This is a genomic window from Streptomyces sp. NPDC001832 (assembly GCF_040297265.1).
Classification (GTDB): Bacteria; Actinomycetota; Actinomycetes; order Streptomycetales; family Streptomycetaceae; genus Streptomyces.
The window spans coordinates 204,636-220,352 of the sequence record NZ_JBEOYU010000003.1; the positions used below are offsets into that span (position 1 = coordinate 204,636).

11 protein-coding genes, 3 pseudogenes and 1 other annotated feature are annotated in these 15,717 nt (G+C 67.3%); of the genes and pseudogenes, 8 read left to right on the forward strand and 6 right to left on the reverse strand.

Going from position 1 to position 15,717, the window contains the following annotated elements; translation table 11 throughout:
• Positions 1–90 precede the first annotated feature (90 nt).
• Positions 91–1,503 carry an aminopeptidase P family protein gene (locus ABT115_RS04515; RefSeq protein ID WP_351784057.1) on the reverse strand — a complete coding sequence of 471 codons (1,413 nt, stop codon included), beginning with the start codon at positions 1,501–1,503 and terminating at the stop codon, positions 91–93.
• A 205-nt stretch (positions 1,504–1,708) separates the two neighbouring features.
• Here ABT115_RS04515 and ABT115_RS04520 point away from each other — a divergent pair, with 205 nt between their 5' ends.
• Both ABT115_RS04520 and ABT115_RS04525 read left to right on the forward strand, forming a co-directional pair.
• Positions 1,709–2,692, forward strand: coding sequence for a LuxR family transcriptional regulator (locus ABT115_RS04520; RefSeq protein WP_351783957.1), 984 nt, complete (start codon positions 1,709–1,711; stop codon positions 2,690–2,692).
• Between the two features lie 428 nt (positions 2,693–3,120).
• Positions 3,121–3,558 carry a DUF2690 domain-containing protein gene (locus ABT115_RS04525; RefSeq protein WP_351783959.1) on the forward strand — a complete coding sequence of 146 codons (438 nt, stop codon included), beginning with the start codon at positions 3,121–3,123 and terminating at the stop codon, positions 3,556–3,558.
• Positions 3,559–3,846: 288 nt separating this feature from the next.
• Here ABT115_RS04525 and ABT115_RS04530 read toward each other — a convergent pair whose 3' ends face one another.
• Positions 3,847–4,311 (reverse strand): RICIN domain-containing protein, encoded by a 465-nt coding sequence (locus ABT115_RS04530; protein WP_351783961.1) that lies wholly within the window; start codon positions 4,309–4,311, stop codon positions 3,847–3,849.
• Between the two features lie 252 nt (positions 4,312–4,563).
• On the opposite strand from ABT115_RS04530, the gene ABT115_RS04535 reads away from it, so the two are divergent.
• The 5 genes and pseudogenes from ABT115_RS04535 (at position 4,564) to ABT115_RS04555 (ending at position 11,569) form a co-directional block, all read left to right on the forward strand.
• Entirely contained in the window at positions 4,564–4,716 is a 153-nt protein-coding gene (locus ABT115_RS04535; RefSeq protein WP_351783963.1) for a hypothetical protein, read from the forward strand.
• Positions 4,717–4,718: 2 nt separating this feature from the next.
• Positions 4,719–4,865, forward strand: a pseudogene (locus ABT115_RS04540) (transposase); the annotation flags it as partial.
• A 566-nt stretch (positions 4,866–5,431) separates the two neighbouring features.
• Positions 5,432–6,457, forward strand: a complete 1,026-nt coding sequence (locus ABT115_RS04545) for a cytochrome P450 (RefSeq protein WP_351783965.1) — start codon at positions 5,432–5,434, stop codon at positions 6,455–6,457.
• 398 nt (positions 6,458–6,855) lie between these two features.
• On the forward strand, positions 6,856–7,128 hold the full coding sequence (locus ABT115_RS04550) for a CU044_2847 family protein (RefSeq protein WP_351783967.1): 273 nt from the start codon (positions 6,856–6,858) through the stop codon (positions 7,126–7,128).
• Between the two features lie 70 nt (positions 7,129–7,198).
• Positions 7,199–11,569, forward strand: a complete 4,371-nt coding sequence (locus ABT115_RS04555) for an nSTAND1 domain-containing NTPase (protein WP_351783969.1) — start codon at positions 7,199–7,201, stop codon at positions 11,567–11,569.
• A gap of 235 nt (positions 11,570–11,804) precedes the next feature.
• Here ABT115_RS04555 and ABT115_RS04560 read toward each other — a convergent pair whose 3' ends face one another.
• Both ABT115_RS04560 and ABT115_RS04565 read right to left on the reverse strand, forming a co-directional pair.
• Entirely contained in the window at positions 11,805–12,266 is a 462-nt protein-coding gene (locus ABT115_RS04560) for a group II intron maturase-specific domain-containing protein (RefSeq protein ID WP_351784059.1), read from the reverse strand.
• Positions 12,243–13,271, reverse strand: a pseudogene (locus tag ABT115_RS04565) (reverse transcriptase domain-containing protein); the annotation flags it as partial. The pseudogene ABT115_RS04565 and the gene ABT115_RS04560, both read right to left, overlap by 24 nt.
• Before the next feature lie 1,053 nt (positions 13,272–14,324).
• Here ABT115_RS04565 and ABT115_RS04570 point away from each other — a divergent pair.
• On the forward strand, positions 14,325–14,612 hold the full coding sequence (locus tag ABT115_RS04570) for a transposase (RefSeq protein WP_351783971.1): 288 nt from the start codon (positions 14,325–14,327) through the stop codon (positions 14,610–14,612).
• Positions 14,573–14,701, forward strand: a sequence feature (AL1L pseudoknot). It overlaps the preceding gene by 40 nt.
• Positions 14,702–14,903: 202 nt before the next feature.
• On the opposite strand, the pseudogene ABT115_RS04575 reads toward ABT115_RS04570, so the two are convergent.
• Positions 14,904–15,190: pseudogene (locus ABT115_RS04575) on the reverse strand (transposase); the annotation flags it as partial.
• 74 nt (positions 15,191–15,264) lie between these two features.
• Positions 15,265–15,675 (reverse strand): hypothetical protein, encoded by a 411-nt coding sequence (locus ABT115_RS04580; protein ID WP_351783973.1) that lies wholly within the window; start codon positions 15,673–15,675, stop codon positions 15,265–15,267.
• Positions 15,676–15,717: the final 42 nt, after the last annotated feature.

The following is a 15,717-nucleotide window of genomic DNA, read 5'->3' on the forward strand; positions in this document are numbered from 1 at the left end:
GCCGGGGCCCTCCTCCGGGCCCCGGCGGCAGCACCGGTCGGCACCCGTTCACTGCGGGGCATCCGGCACCGGGCCCCTTCTTCGACGTAGTCAGCCGGCGAACCGGGCCATCCACTCCTCGACGTCGTCCGCCGAACGCGGCAGGCCCGCCGACAGGTTCTCGTGACCGTCGTCGGTGACGACCAGGTCGTCCTCGATCCGGACACCGATGCCGCGCCACTCCTCGGGCACGGTGAGATCGTCCGGCTGGAAGTACAGACCGGGCTCGACGGTGAGCACCATGCCCGGCTCCAGCACGCCGTCGACGTACTCCTCGTTCCGGGCCTGCGCACAGTCATGGACGTCCAGACCGAGCATGTGACCGGTGCCCGCCATCGTGAAGCGGCGCTGGAGGCCGAGCTCGTACGCGCGGTCGGCCGGACCCTCGATGAAACCCCACTCGACCAGCTGTGCCGCCAGGTGGCGCTGGGACGCCTCGTGGAAGTCCCGGTACGCGGCACCCGGCTTGACCGCTGCCATGCCGGCCTCCTGAGCCTCATACACCGCGTCGTAGACCTTGCGCTGCAGGGGCGTGAAGGTGCCGCTGATCGGCAGCGTGCGTGTGACGTCGGCGGTGTAGAGGGTGTGCGTCTCCACGCCGGCGTCAAACAGCAGCAGGTCCCCCGGGCGCACCGGACCGTCGTTGTCCGTCCAGTGCATGATCGTGGCGTGCTCGCCCGCGGCGCAGATCGAGCCGTAGCCGACGGCATTGCCCTCGAGGCGTGCACGGCGGAAGAACGTGCCCTCGATCCACCGCTCGGACGACGCGATCGCGCCGGAGAGTTCACCGATCACATCGGTGAATCCGCGCACCGTGGAATCCACGGCCTTGCGGAGCTCGGCGATCTCCCAGTCGTCCTTGATGAGGCGGAGATCGCTGAGCGCCTCTTCCAGCTCGGCGTCGCGCTCCTCTTCGGTGGTGACGGCGGCCTCCAGGGACGGGTCGATCCCCCGGACGATCCGCGTCGGCGCACCGGAGGCGGCGGCCAGGTCTCCGGTCGCCGTGCGGACGTCCCGGCAGGGCAGACCGAGCACGAGCTCCGACTCGGCGAGGGAGCGGCGCCTGCCCATCCACAGCTCCGCCGTGGCGCCGGTCCAGAACTCGTCGTTGTCCCTGCTGTCCCGCGGCAGCTGGTAGCAGTAGGCGTCATGGCCACCGTCCGCTCGGGGTTCGAGGACGAGAGCGCCGTCCCGGGCTTGGTCTCCAGTCATGTGCACGTAGCCCGAGTACGGCCGGAACGGGTAACTGTCGTCGTTCGAACGGACCTTGAGGTTTCCCGAGGGAATCACGAGGCGTTCGCCCGGAAAGCGCGCGGACAGCGTGGCGCGGCGACGGGCTGCGTACGGAGCCTGCTCGCCGAGCCGCAGGTCGCGCCGCTCGGTGTCCGCCCACCCCGTCCGCATCAGAGCGGACAGTTCCTCGGAGATCCCTGAGTAGAGACCGTTCTTTCGGCCTTTCGCCACGGCATACACCTTCTTCTGGCTGGGTTCCTCAGCAGCGAGGGGCAGAGTGTGCCGTACGGACAGGCTTGCTCCCGGTGCGGCTCGGGCGCCCTCGCCGCCGCCGGTCGTCGGCGGCTCCCGGACGGTATCCCGCATCACGCCTGCTCGGTGCCAAGCGGTGCCATTGGCACAGATCGGCCAAAGACCGACCGTTGATAATCGGCGTATGACGAACGCGAAACTCGGCGAGGCCCTTCGGCTTCTGGGCATCGGTCACGCGGCGGGCCAGGTCTATCTGGCACTGCTTGAGCTGGCCCCCGCTCCGCTGAGTGCGATCGCGGCCGCGACCGGCCTGGACGGTGCGGAATTGGCCACGGCTTACGGCGCACTGGTCGACGCAGGTTTGGCCAGTGCCACCGACGAGGGCGGGAATATGGTGGCCCCGGTCCCGCCGACCGCCGGCCTGGAGATCCTTGCCCGGCACCGGGTGGCCGAGGTCGAGGAGTCGCGCATCACCGTCGGGGGCGCGTTCGAGTCGTTCCGGCGGCAGCGGCTCGCCGCGTACAACGACAATCTCGTCGAAGTCGTCACCGGCGACGCGATCGGCCCCAGGATTCGTCACGCCTGGGCAAGCGCCCGCGATCAGATCCGGCAGTTCGAGTCACCGCCGTACTTCCCCTTGGCCGGCGCCACGGACGACGCGCTGGCCACGCTCGCCCGCGGGGTGACGCAGCGTGTCGTGTACTCGCGGGAGTCGCTGGAGCACCCGGGCCACCTGAAGGAGGCCATCGAACCGTGCATCAAGGCCGGCGAACAGGCCAGGGTGCTGCCGTCGGTGCCGGTCAAACTCGTGATCATCGACGAGGCCTACGCACTCGTGTCGTTGTCGATCAAAGAGGCCGACGTGCACAACACCATGCTGGTCGTGCAGCCATGCGGCCTGCTCTCCGCGCTCATGGCACTGTTCGAGCAGTCCTGGCAGAACGCCCTGCCCTTCCACGGCCGCACCACTCGCCCAGGCGGCCTGCCACCCGCCGACCGCCGGCTGCTGTGGCTCCTCGCGGGCGGCGCGAGCGACGACGTCATCGCCCGCGAGATGGGTATCAGTCGCCGCACGCTGTTTCGCCGCCTGCAGATCCTGATGGCCCAGCTGGGCGCCGCGAACCGCTTCCAGTTGGCCTTGCAGGCACAGCGCAGTGGATGGTTGTAGCCGGCTCGCTGCGCCCGCTGCTCGCCGCACAACACGTTCGGTGGCAGAGCAGGCCAGGGCTGACACCCGCCGATCTTCCCGAAGGCCTGTCAGCCCGCTTCTTCCTCGGCGGATATCGGCTCCTTTGTCAATCGCCACCCACGCCGGTTTCCGCCGACGCCACCAAGATCCTGGTCCGCCGCGAGTTCGGCCTGACATGTGACGGCAGAGATCGGGCGGGCGACTCCGCCCGTGGCGTCTCCGGAGCGGCCCGCTCATGAGCAGCCCCATGGGCGAGTGAACTCCCTGACGGGCACTCACTCGGAGGAGTGGTATGTCGGCAATGGAGATTCCGGGTGCGCCGCCAGGACCAGGATCAGGAACGAGCACCGGTGCACTGGAGATCACGATCCATGTGCATTCGTCCTTGTACGCCAAAGGAGAGCCGTATGACCGTTCACCGCTCACTTCTCTCGCTCGTCGGCACCGCTGTTCTGACCTCGGCGTTACTGCTGCCCCCCGCTCTGTCCGCCGAAGCCGCGGCGCCGACCGCATGCAAGGGATCTTCCTGCACGGGGAAGAACCCTCAGCGCGAGGGATGCGGTTCCGGTGCCAAGGTCATCGACCGGGTAAGCCCGGCCGGTGGCGGGCCGGAGGTGGAACTGCGCAACTCGGCCCGGTGCAGTGCTGCTTGGGCGCGAATCCAGAAGGCGAACAGCGCCTGGGAGTTCAAGATCCAGATCCGGGGCGGCGCGTCGTACACGGCGAACGCCTCGCTCTCCTACGCCGCATACACGCAAATGGTCGGGTCGAGCAACGCCTATCGCGCGTGCGTGGAGATCTATGACGGCCGAGGGGGCAGTTGGTCCTGCACCGGCTGGCACTGATCCGCAGGTCACCCGTCGGCCCTGCCAGACCAGCTCCGGCAAGGCCGACGGGCCCGCCGCCGGCGGGGCGGTTCGCCGCGGGACGTCAGCGCCAGGCCGGACAGTGGAAGCGCCGAGGGCGCGAACGTGGTCGCGGGGCGATCGGTCTCCGTTCGTCCTGACCTCGTCGGTGTGGGGCGCGTCCCCGTCGCCCGCACCCCACACCCCCACGCGTCAGCCGTACGGTCGACGCCCTTCGTCACACGGCACCGGAAAGGTGGTACCGCGCGTGGGCGTCGACCGCCCCGATCACTTCCAGATCTGGAAGTCCGTGCCGTTCGGCGCCAGCGGGCGCAGACCAAAGGCGAGGCTGTCGTCCAGCCGTCGGCCGGTGGCCGCGTTGGTCAGGGTGATGCCCCCGGGAGCGCTCTCCGGCTTCCACTGCTGGTACTTGTTTCCATAGCAGGGGACCGTGCGCAGCCCGTACGCGAAGCTGTCGTCCAGGCAACCGTTGGTCGCCAGGTTCCGCAGTTGGCGCAAGTCCCCGATGCGCATGACGTCCCACTGCTGGAAGGGCAGGTTGTTGCAGCCGAAGGCGCGCAGCCCGGCTTGGCTGTCGTCCAGGCAGCGGCCCGTGACCTTGTTCTGGTACGTCTCGACGACACCGTTGGCCCCGGTGGGCGCGGCCGAGGCGCTCGGCGCGGTCAGTCCGAGACCAACCACCGCCGTCGCCGCGGCGAGGAGCGGTCCGAACGTGCGAATGGCAGAAGGCATGAAGGTTCCTCCCCCTTTGAATGTGTGTTCTTTCCGTTCCAGTCTGTTGCAGCCGGGTCCCTTGATGAAGCGTTTGGTGATTCGACTCGGGCCCGCATTGATAGGCGATCACCTATCACGGCAGGTCACCGCCCCGCGCCCATCGTCGTACAACCCTTCGCGGTCTCCTTGCCACCCCTTGTCGCCCGGCGGCACCGCGGTGGGCCACTGCGCCCTTTCGGTACGGGACGCGGACTGAATTACGGTGAAGGCATGCTGATCAACAGGCGACTGACGCTCGTTGAGGTGCGGCAAAATCGCTCTGAACTTGGCTGCCAGCACGACCCGTTGGCCTTCCAACCAGCTCATGGCAGTGCAACGAATCATCGAGCGGAAAGCGACGAGTTAAAAATCTGCACGCCCTGACTCGGTGGGTCGTCGAGCGCGCGTCCGCCTGGCTGCACCAGTTCAAGCGACTCCGCACCCGCTACGAACGACGCGCCGACTTCCACCAGGGCCTGCTCGAACTCGCCTGCAGCATCATCTGCCTCCGAGGACTCCGGGCGGCATTCTAAAATGATCAGTTAGATCCATGCGTGCGACTGATGCTCTGGATATGACATATGTGGCATGTGTGGAAACATGAAATATACGGCACTTGGGTGCTGAAGAAAGTCGAGAGGAGTGGACCATGATCGCCAAGCTGCTCGGCAAGCTGTCCTTCACCCGCCACTACGGTGCGTACGGTGAACACGACTGGACGTGACTGCACCACTGCTGGCGGGCTCCCCCGGGCGCCCGCTGGCTCGCGGCCACGCTGCCGACCATATCGGCCTGGACAGGTAAGAGAGTCAGGGACGATCTCATGGGCCGAATGAATAAGCCGCCGCGGTTGCCCGAAGGTAGCTTCGCGGCCTGGAGCCGCGACCGGCTGGCAGTAGCGCGCCGTGGCGCTGACGAGTGCGGAGACGTCTGGCAGCTGGAGCCAGGTGTCTACGTAGCCGCTACGGCCGGGCCGTGTGAAGAAGTCCTGCGCCGCGCGCAGGACTTCCTCAAGGTACCCTCGCCTCTCTTCCCGCCGTTGAAGCGGTCGAGCGGAGCACCGACGCCTGAGGAGCGGGCGCACGCTCACGCCGCCCGCATGCGCGGACTACGCCCGCAGGCGGTTGCAGCCCGGATCGGTGAGATTGCGCCCGGGACCGCTCGATTTGCTGACCAATGGCCCACGGGCCAGGACGTCGAGATTCTTCCCCCGGTCCGGCACGTCCTCGCAGAGATCGGCGTGCGCTACCTCTTCTCCGAAGACGCTCCCGCCCTACTGCCCTTTGCCTCACAGCTCTTCCTGGCCCGGGAGATGCTCGTACGCCCCTCGCGCTGGGTATGGCCGCGCTGGATCCCCACACCGGCACGGCGGTTCCGCACACGGCAGCAAGTCGACTTCACCAACGCTTTGCGGTCCGTCGTCCTTCGGCGCCGTTCATCGGGTCACCTCGGTGACGACGTGCTGGGACAGATGCTCCGGCCCTCCCCCCGCTACGGTCTACTGCCGGAAGAGGCCATCCTCGACAGTCTCCCCGGAATCACCGTCGCCACCTTCGAGACACCTTCCAGGGCAGCCGGATGGATCCTGCTCCACCTGGCCCGGTACCCCCAGGCCGCGGACCGCGTCGCGGCCGAAGCCGCCTTGCTGCCCGAAGACCCGGCCGCGACGACCAGCACCCACCTCGACAGCCTGCAATACACCCAGGCACTGGTACGCGAGGTGCTTCGACTGCACCCCCCGAGCTGGCTACTGACCCGGCGCGCCACGCGACAGACTCAGCTCGCCGACTACACCATCGAAGCCGGGTCCACCGTTCTCGTCTGCCCCTACACCGCCCACCGCGACGCACGGGAACACTTCGAGCCGGACCAGTTCCAGCCCGAACGCTGGCTCGAGGATTCGGGCTCGCCAGCGAAACCCGAGGTCTTCTTCTCCTTCGGTACCGGGCCGCATGGCTGCGAGGGAGCCGCTCTGGCCATGGCGATGCTGACGCTCCTGACTGCGCAGACCGCCCGCCGCTACCACGTGAGCGAGCCGCCCGGACCGGAACCCAGTTGCCAGGTCACCACCTTCGGAGGTCTCACAACTGTCGGTTTGCGCCTGCGTGCCACATTGCGCAGCTGAGGGCAGTCCTGCTTTCAGTGACATGCCGCCTCCACCCGCGAGCAGCGAACATTGATCAAGTTCGAGTGCCGTTCCGCACACGCATGGATGACCAGCTTGCACGTGGTACGACCTTCCACGGCATTGATGGCCCTGGCGAAGGCATCTGGCTGTGGAAGCTCCAGTGACACACCCTCGCCCGAGCTGATCTGACCGCCAGGGCAGTCAGCAGCCCCGCGGCGTCCACCCATCCCAGTGGGCGGCCAACCCATGGGGCCGTGCCGACTACGTCCACCGGCGAACCGTGCGCGGGGTTCGTTATGCTCTGCAGCTTCCGAGAGTTGGAGGACGCAGTGAGTGAACGCCCTGTCCACACAGTTGAGGTGCCCCTCCGTGACGGTGGCGAAGAGACAATACGGGTGCAGATCCGTGAAGTGGACGAATCCCTGGTGCGGGTGGGTCGCGGTGGCCGCTCCGTGACGCGGGCCCAGAGATCGTTCGGCGAGATGCTGGACACCGTAAGGCCCGTCGCGGAGAGCTTCGTCGGACGGTTCCAAGGACTGGCCAACGCGCCTGATGAGATCACTCTGGAGTTCGGGGTGTCGCTGTCGGCCGAGGCCGATGTGGTCATCGCGAGCACCGCCACTGCGGCGAACTTTTCTGTGACCCTTGCATGGAACAGAAGAGACTGAGACAACGGTCAATAACTCTCGAAAAGTTGAGCCAGTGAGAATTGTTGGGCCGTGGTGAAACGGAGGCCAGGTGACGGGGTCGGAGCCGGAGCCGCAGGAGCCTGACGAGGCGCTGGTCTCGTCGGTCGTCCGGATCAAGGGACAGGACGGTGAGCCCGTGGGCGCCGGGTTCCTCCTGGCACCGGATGTCGTGCTGACCTGCGCCCATGTGGTGGCGTACGCCTCGGGGGAAGAACACGGCACGACGAACGTGGCGTCCAGGACCCCAGTCACACTGGACATGCCGCTGGACGCGGACCTGGCGGGGCGGTCTTGGACCGCCGAGGTCGAACACTGCATCGAGGAAATGGACGACAGCACCGGAGACGTCGCGGTCCTGCGGGTACGGGGCGCCATTCCGGGCGGCCGTCCGCTGGCCCTGGCCGAACCCGCGACCGCCTGGGACAAGAGAGTTGGCATCGTCGGATTCACGGGACGACGGCCGGGTGGATCCTGGTACTGGGGAGTCCTCGGCGGGCCGACGGAGGAGGGCTGGCGACAGCTCTCTCGGACCGACGAGACCAGGCCCTACATCGAGGAGGGCTTCAGCGGCAGCCCTGTCTGGGATTCCCACGGCCGTACGGTCGTGGGCCTCGTCGCGGTGACCCAGCGGGGGCCCAACGAGGCCCAACAGACGTTCGTGATCCGCGCGAGCACGGTGCTGAGGCTCATCCCCGAACTCGAGAAGATCGTGGAACCGCCGTCGCCCTTCCGAAGCCTCAAGACCTTTCAAGAATGCGACGCCGAAGTCTACTTCGGCCGTGAGGACGACAAGGCGAAGGTGACCAGAGCCCTGCTGGGCGGGCTCCCGAGCGTCACCGTGTACGGGCCGTCGGGCTCGGGCAAGTCGTCGCTCGCGCTGGCCGGTGTAGTGCCCAAGATGCGTGAGAAGGGATACGACGTCCTGGTGGTGGACGCCGGGTCAGTCTCCTCGCCGCTGGCCGCGCTGGCCACCGAGCTGTACGAGACGTACGGCTCTGGGCGGCACGGGGCGCGGAATGCCGGTGAAGTACAGGAGTGGCTCACGGATTTGGGGCTCGTGGACACTCTCCATCGCCTGCGCGGGAAGTCGGGCGGCAAGCTCCTCGTCGTACTCGACCAAGCCGAAGCACTGCTCGCCGGCAAGGACACCGAGGTCGCCCAGGCGGTCGATGTGCTCTTCCCGGAGAACCGTCCGATCGGCGCGCCCAGCATCCTGGTCACACTCCGGGCCGACTTCATCGACGCCGCCCTCAGACACCCGAGCCTCGGTCCCGCGCTGCATCGCGGAGACACCCAGCCGCTGACGCCGATGTCCCGCAAGCAGCTCAGGGATGTGATCACCAAGCCGCTGAATGACCTCCCGGGCGTCGCCGTGACGTGCGAACCAGGGCTCATCGAACGGATCCTGGACGATGCCGGCAGCGAAGCCGGAACACTGCCGCTCCTCGGCTTCGTCCTGGAAAAGCTATGGGAGGGCAAGGAGGGCGGCCGCCTCCGGACGGCGACGTACGAGGAGGCTGGCGGTGTCTCCGGCGCGCTGGCAGGCCATGCCACGCAGGCCTGGGACGAGTGCGTCACAGACGAGGAGAAACAGAAGGACGGCGAAGCGAGTCGGCTGCTCACCGGGCTCGTCCGGGTGCTGCCCGGCAGCCCTCATCCGCTGCGCCGCAGGCTCACCCGACAGGAGGCGGGCGACAAGCGATGGGACATCGCGATCCGGCTCGCCAGCTCCGAGCGCCGACTGCTCGTCGTCCACGGCGGGCAGAGAGAACCAGAGTCCGTCGAACTAGCCCATGAAGCGCTGGTCACCGAATGGCCGGCCCTCCAGGAGCAGGTGCGATCCGACATCGAGTTCCTGGCGGCGCGGTGGGAACTCGCCCATGAGCGTGAGCGGTGGGCCGACGGGGACAAGGCAACAGGGCTGTTACCCGGCGTGCTCCAACTCGCCAGTATCGAGCGGCACTTGAAAAACCGGGAGGAAGAACTTGACCCGGACGAAAGGAATTTCCTCAAACTCGCGCGACAGCGCCGCCGCGTGAGACGGAACCGGCTGCGCGCCGCGTGGATCGCAACTGCCGTGGTGCTCGCGGTGATCGCCGGGCTCGGTACGTTCCTCGTTTACCAGGGGCAGGTCAGCGAGCGGCGGGACGCGGAGGCACGCTCCCGGGCGATGGCCGTCCTCGCGGGCCAGTTGGACAGGAGTGATCCGGGACAGGCCGCACTCGTCGCCGTGGCGGCGTACGAGATCGCGCCGACGCAGGAGGCCCGCAACGCCGTGCTGCGCGGATACGACCGGTTCAAGCGGGCCGACTGGGTGCTCAGCGGCACCGAGGGGAAGATCGTCGATACAGCGATGAGCACCGACGGCACGGTGACGCTGACGACGACCCAGCTCGGGCGTGCGTCACTATTCGTCCGCAGAGCCGGGAAGAGCATCACGAGTACGCGGCTTCGTCTCAACGAGATGGCCTTCCGCCCCATGGTCAGCAGGGACGGGCGGCGTATCGCCTATACGTCGGGAGCAGGCGCGCTGGTATGGCACGACCTCGATCCGGAGGCAGACAGTACGGCGGAACTGCTGGGGCCGGCACACACGATCCGCGACGGCGAGTTCAAGGGCAGGGCTGAGGAACAGGGGCACAGCAGCGATCAGGTCCACACCGCGGACTTCTCCCCGGACGCCCGGCGAGTGGTCACGGTGGCAGCCGACGGGCGGCTGCGGCTGTGGGATCTGGAGACGGGACGGCATGAGGGACTTCCCTCGCGGCTGCCCGCGTTCGAAGCCGTGTGGTTCGGATCCGACGGCGACACGCTGGTGGCCCAGCGGCGCAAAGCCGACAAGTACGCGTTCGTGGCGGTGAACATTGGTACCGGCAGGATCCGCGAGCTGGCGACCGGCATGGGGACCTTCAGTCCCACCCCTGAGGTCTACAGCGCCCCCGCGGCCAGTCTCTCGGGCAACGGTGGGGTGCTGGCCTGGTGCCGGGTGGAGCCCAACAAGGACGGCTTCAGCAGCAACGCTGTATACCGTTTCGTGCGCGTGGGTGACGGACGGGTGCTGAACCGCTACAACAGCGATTCGTACAGCTGCGATGGCGTTTCTCTGAACGAGTCGGGGCAGCGTTTCGCGGTATACGGCAGCGAGTGGGTGCTCGGTGACAATCGACAAGGCGGGGGAGAGAGGGAGGCGATGGGGTCGAAGCCGGCCAACTTCGGCAACCGGCTTCTCGGGGATTCAGCCCATCCAGTAGTCACCACCTGGGACGAGACGACGGTGACGGGGCTGTCCCTGCAACCGATCAGCGGCAGTGAGTACAACATGATCGCCAGCAACCCGGTGCTGATCGACGAAGGTCGTATCCAGGTGGCCCAAGTGACCCAGACCAGGGGCTTCTCCGGCCTCACCGCTGAAAAGCTCGTGCTCTACGACGTGGTGACCGACAAGGTGACGACCGAGGTGAAGCGGCCCACGACGGATGCGCCTGAAGACCCCAGTCCCGCCAACGTGCTGGCGGTGAACGAGGCCGAGACTCTGGTTGCCGACGTGGTGGGACGCAACAAGATTCTTATCCGGAGCCTTCCGTCCCTGCGCGAGGTTGCGGAGATCACCACACTCATGCCCCCTGCCAGTAAGGACGGGAAGCCGGAGCCGCTGTCGCTCTTCTTCGCGAGAGAAAACGAACTGATCACGCGGTCCGGCAGCCGGATCGAGCGATGGAACACCAGGGAGGGCCGACGGCTCTCAGAACCCGTGGACGCGCGTGACCTCGGGCTCGCCAGGGAGAACCCACCGCTGTACACCTCGGAGGAGAAGCCCCTTGACTCCGGCTTCGCGGTGGGCAGGCGCCCCGAGCCGGGATATGTACAGATCATGGTCCGGGGATACCCGAGAATGCACGCCATCGATCTGCGCACAGGCAAAGAAGACAAGGCGCTGAGTGTCAGCCTCGCGCCGGACGACGACCGCGCGTTTCTCGACAGCAGTGGACGATATGCGGCCGCGAAGACGAAGGGGTCCATGCTGGAGCTGTGGTCGGTGCGGCCGGGGCGAGAGGCCCACAGAGTGGTGGGTCCGCTAGGGCCCGTGGGAGCGAACGACATGTCCTGGGGGGATGGGTTCCAGTTCGGTTTCACCGGGCACGGGACCGAGTTCTTCGTGGCCAACGGGAACTCCGTGCGTTTCCAGCGGGCGGACGACCCCAGCCACTTCGACTCTTACGACTTCGCGGAGGACCAGCACTTCGTCGCCGCGAGCAGGGACGGCAAGGCGTTGGTCCGGGTCGTCGACGGCAGGGGGGACCTGATCCGCCTCGATCCCGGCCTGTGGAAACGCCACCTATGCGACGTCGTCGGCCGTGACCTCACTCAGGACGAACGCCGTGGGATGCCCGGCGGACTCCCGGACCGGATCTGCTCCTGAACACGGGCGACCAGTGGGCACTCCGTGAAGGGGAACCCCCCTTGGACGGTCTGGGTGCAAGGAGTTCTTCCGGGCGAGGACCGAATCTATTCTTAACCTGGCCCCGGACCGGTTGAGTCGACCTGGAGCGCGGTACCGGTGTTGCCACCGGCCCGTTTCTCCAGGCCGCTCGCCGAACCCGGCGTACCCGTTACCGAGTACCGGGCTCTCCACAGTTCCTGCCGTGGGCTGTTCGTCAGGCGGTCGTCCAGGGGGTGGGGATTGTGTCGCCCCGGTAGCGGTACCGCGTGATCGCGGGCGTCCGCGCCGGGTTGACCAGTTCCACCCCGTCCACCGCGATCGGCAGCCAGGACCCATCGGGTCCCAGGAGCCAGCTGCGGATGTCCTTCCACGACCAGCGGTGCAGCGTCTTCAGCCACATGATCACTCGATGCCAGAGGAAGATCCCCAGCATCCGGAACGTATGCTTCGCGACTGCGTGCCGGAAGTAGTTGGTCCAGCCGTGCACGATCTGGTTGAGCCGGATCAGCACGTCTGCGGGATTGGCCTGGGACGTCCTGCGGGTCAGGGCACGGATCTTCGCCTTCACCGAGCGGACGGGCCGCGCGGCGATGAAGAAGTAGACATACCACTTGTCGGTTCCCCGCTTGCGCCTCCACTGGATGCGGAAGCCGAGGAAATCGAACCCGTCCTCCATGTGCACGATCCGGGTCTTGGCTGGTGCCAGCCGTAGTCCCAGAGGTTCGAGCACGGAGGCCACTTCGTCCTGGAGCGCGCGGGCGTCGTCGGCGGAGCCGTGCACCAAGATCGCGAAATCGTCCGCGTAGCGGACAATTCGCCAGTTGGGCAGGCCATGACGACGGCGCTTCTTGCGCGGGTATTGGCCATCCATCCGGCCGCCGGGCTTCCAATCGCGGTGCAGGTGCTCGTCGAGGGCCGACAGCGCGATGTTGAAGGTCAGCGGGGAGAGGATGACTCCTTGCGGGGTGCCGGTGTGGGTGTCCCTGCGCTGGCCATCCTGAGTGAGGATGCCCTACTTCAGGAATGCCTTCACCAGCGCCAGGACGCGCTTGTCCTTGACCCGTGCCCGCATCGCGTCCATGACGGCGCGGTGTGAGACGTTGTCAAAGGCCGCCTCGATGTCGACGTCCAGCACCCATCGGTAGCCCTTGGTGCCAAACCGCTGGATCTCGGCGATCGCGTCCTGGGCCCGCCGCTTGGGCCGGAACCCGTAGGAGACCGGAAGGAAATCGGCCTCGAAGGTGGGCTCCAGCACCAGCTTCAGCGCGGCCTGAACGGTCCGGTCGGCCACGGAAGGAATCCCGAGGCTCCTGACCTTCCCGGACCCGCCTGGCTTGGGGATCTTGCGTTCCCTCACCGGAAGCGGCCTGAACGATCCGGACTTCAGATCCGCGCGCAAAGCGTCCAGGAACTGGGGCACCCCCGGGGCCGACTCGACATCGGCGACCGTCAGGCCATCCACGCCGGCGGTCCGGGAACCCTGGTTGCCCGAGACCCGGTCGAACGCCATCATCAGCGTCGCCGGGTCGTGCACGAAGTTGAACAAGTCGTCGAACCGGCGGCCGGGATCGGCCACCGCCCAACGGTGAAGCTTGGTCTGCATCTCCAGTACCCGACCCGACGGTCCCATCGGGGCCGATCCGGCCGGAGCGCCGCCGTTCGGCGGTGCGTCTTCTGGCATTGCAGTCTCCTTCCCTTCTCGGAACTGCTGCCGCCCTTCCCCCTGTTCCGGGCTCTCCCCGGCTCCGATTACTACGGCGGCTCCGCCCCGTCCCGCATCGGTCGGCCGACGATGGGCCCAGCCGCCGGACCGCGCTGGCCGCGCGGCACGGCGGCAGATCCGGGACGGTTCCCGTGTTCACTGCTGACCGTTTGTCGCAGTAGGCGCCCGACTCTGCCCCGGCGGCCTCGCCGTGGTTACGCCGCAGGCATTCACCACGGCTTCCCATGCCTGCATATACAAACCTGCCTGGGAGTTCCCCAATCCCTCAAGGGAGTTGGGTGCGCACCGCATCCGGCCCAGATCCGCCAGGTTCGAGCCGGTGACTCATTTCGGGGCGTAAACGCCGGTTCCTCTCGTACACCTCTGCGTCTCGCTCGCCGGACCCGACCCATCTGGCAGTGCTGGACCGTCCCGGCTTTGTCACGGCTGCTCTCGCCCTCCCCGACACCTCTCAGTTCAGGCTGCCGTCAGCTACGCTCGCCCCGCTGCGACTGGGCTCGCGGTGCAGGTCTTCCACCTCCACTCGGTCAAACAGCGCTTTCCACGGCGCACGTAGTTGTCAAGCCAAATGATACGTTCGCGGTGTTATGAAACTCGTAATTCGGTTTGTCTTCGTTTGGTCGGTTCGTTGATCCAGACTGGCCGGGTACCCCGAGTGGCTTCGGTCGGCGGGCGAAGCGTTCGGGGTGGCGTTCGTATGCCTCGGCGAGAGCGACGGCCCGCTGGTCGCGGACCTCCTCTGCATTGCCGAAGTGGACGGAGGCGGGCCTGGCGCCACTCGATCACGTGCGAGTGGTACAGCCGCTCACGCCGCAGGACCGCGCCCTTCTCCCCGGCCGGGGCGGCGTAAGGCATCCCAGCCTCACCACCTGGACCCTGTGGGCCGGCCCCAGCATCGAACAGCCCGCCTGGGCCATCCACTCCCCCTTGAACCGCCCCGGGTTTGATGGAGACATCGAAGACCCGGAAGGATGCCCATCATGGCTGCGCCGAAGAAGTACTCCGACGAACTTGCGTGAGCGAGCGACGCGGATGGCGGTGGAGGCCCGCAAGGACCCTGCCGCGCGGACTGGGGCGATTCGGCGGATCGCCGAACAGCTCGATGTGCACCCGGAGGCCCTGCGGACCTGGGTCAAGCGGGCCGAGACCGACGAGGGCCTGCGCGAGGGCACCACGAGTGCCGATGCCGCCCGCATCGCGGAGCTGGAGCGGGAAGTGAAGGAACTGCGTCGGGCGAACGCGATCCTGAAGTCCGCCTCGGCTTTCTTCGCGGCGGAGCTGGACCGTCCACTGCGCTGAAGGTCGCCTACATCGACCAGCATAAAGAAGAGTTCGGCGTCCAGCCGATCTGCGACGTCCTGAAGGGGACGGACGCCGAGATCGCGCCGAGCACCTACTACGCCGCCACCAGCCGGCCCGCCTCTGCCCGGAGCCTGCGCGATGAGCGGGTCGACTGGTTCAACCGACGACGTCTCCACGGAGAGCTCGGACACGTCCCACCCACCGAGTTCGAAGCCCGTCACGTCGCAATAGCCGCCCCAGAACTCACCCTGAACACCAGCTGATTCACTGTCCACGAAACCCGGGGCTTGACACCAGGGACAAGTCCGATTCCCCCTGGCGGGCGGCCTCGGCGATCAGGCCCTCCAGAAGCGTGGTGAAGACACCGGCGTTCCGCCAGACCCGAAAGCGTCCGTAGACGGTGGGCCAGGGCCCGAACTCGCTCGGCATCTCACGCCACTGGGAACCGGACCGGAACCGCCAGATCACCCCTTCGAACTGATCCCGCAGCCGATCGGGGTACGGGCCGTACTTGCCGATCGGCAGATACGGCTCGACCAACTTTCCTGATCATCGTTAAGTTGCCTGCGCGTCACAAACTTCGCTCCTACCAGATCCGCCCTGCCGGCGGATGCGGATCAGCAAGATTGATCACGACATCACACAGGACCTAGTCGCCGTCACGCGGGCCGGCGGCCCCCGACTCACGGAGACGGCGGGCAATGGACTCCCGCACGGAAACCCGCAGACGCTCCTGCTCCGCCGCCTCCTCGGCCTCCCGATCCCGCGCGATCAATGGCCCCAACTCCCGCTGCAACCGCGCGATCGCCTCATCCACCCGGCTCCCGGTCTCCTCCCCTGGCGCGCGAACCCACTCCGCGATCACGGGCAGAACTTCACCGAGCCGCACCCGGCCCTCGGCGGAGACGCCCCGCACAAGGTGCGAGACATCGACATCCGGCGCTGCCGCCCCGGGCGGATCCGCCCACTCGGCGACGGCGGCGAGCGCCTCCTCCCGTATCCGCTGGGCGTCGTCTCCCTGCGCCGAGGCTGCGACGAAAACCGCCTGAAGCGACTTCACAAAACGAGCCGCTGAGTCCACCCCTTCCGTCCCGCCCGAGGG

Bases quoted from the DNA above. Each gene is read 5' to 3' on its own strand.
- ABT115_RS04520 (WP_351783957.1), top strand. From the start codon at position 1,709: ATGACGAACGCGAAACTCGGCGAGGCCCTTCGGCTTCTGGGCATCGGT.
- ABT115_RS04525 (WP_351783959.1), top strand. From the start codon at position 3,121: ATGACCGTTCACCGCTCACTTCTCTCGCTCGTCGGCACCGCTGTTCTG.
- ABT115_RS04530 (WP_351783961.1), bottom strand. From the start codon at position 4,311: ATGCCTTCTGCCATTCGCACGTTCGGACCGCTCCTCGCCGCGGCGACG.
- ABT115_RS04535 (WP_351783963.1), top strand. From the start codon at position 4,564: ATGCTGATCAACAGGCGACTGACGCTCGTTGAGGTGCGGCAAAATCGC.
- ABT115_RS04545 (WP_351783965.1), top strand. From the start codon at position 5,432: ATGCGCGGACTACGCCCGCAGGCGGTTGCAGCCCGGATCGGTGAGATT.
- ABT115_RS04560 (WP_351784059.1), bottom strand. From the start codon at position 12,266: ATGGAGGACGGGTTCGATTTCCTCGGCTTCCGCATCCAGTGGAGGCGC.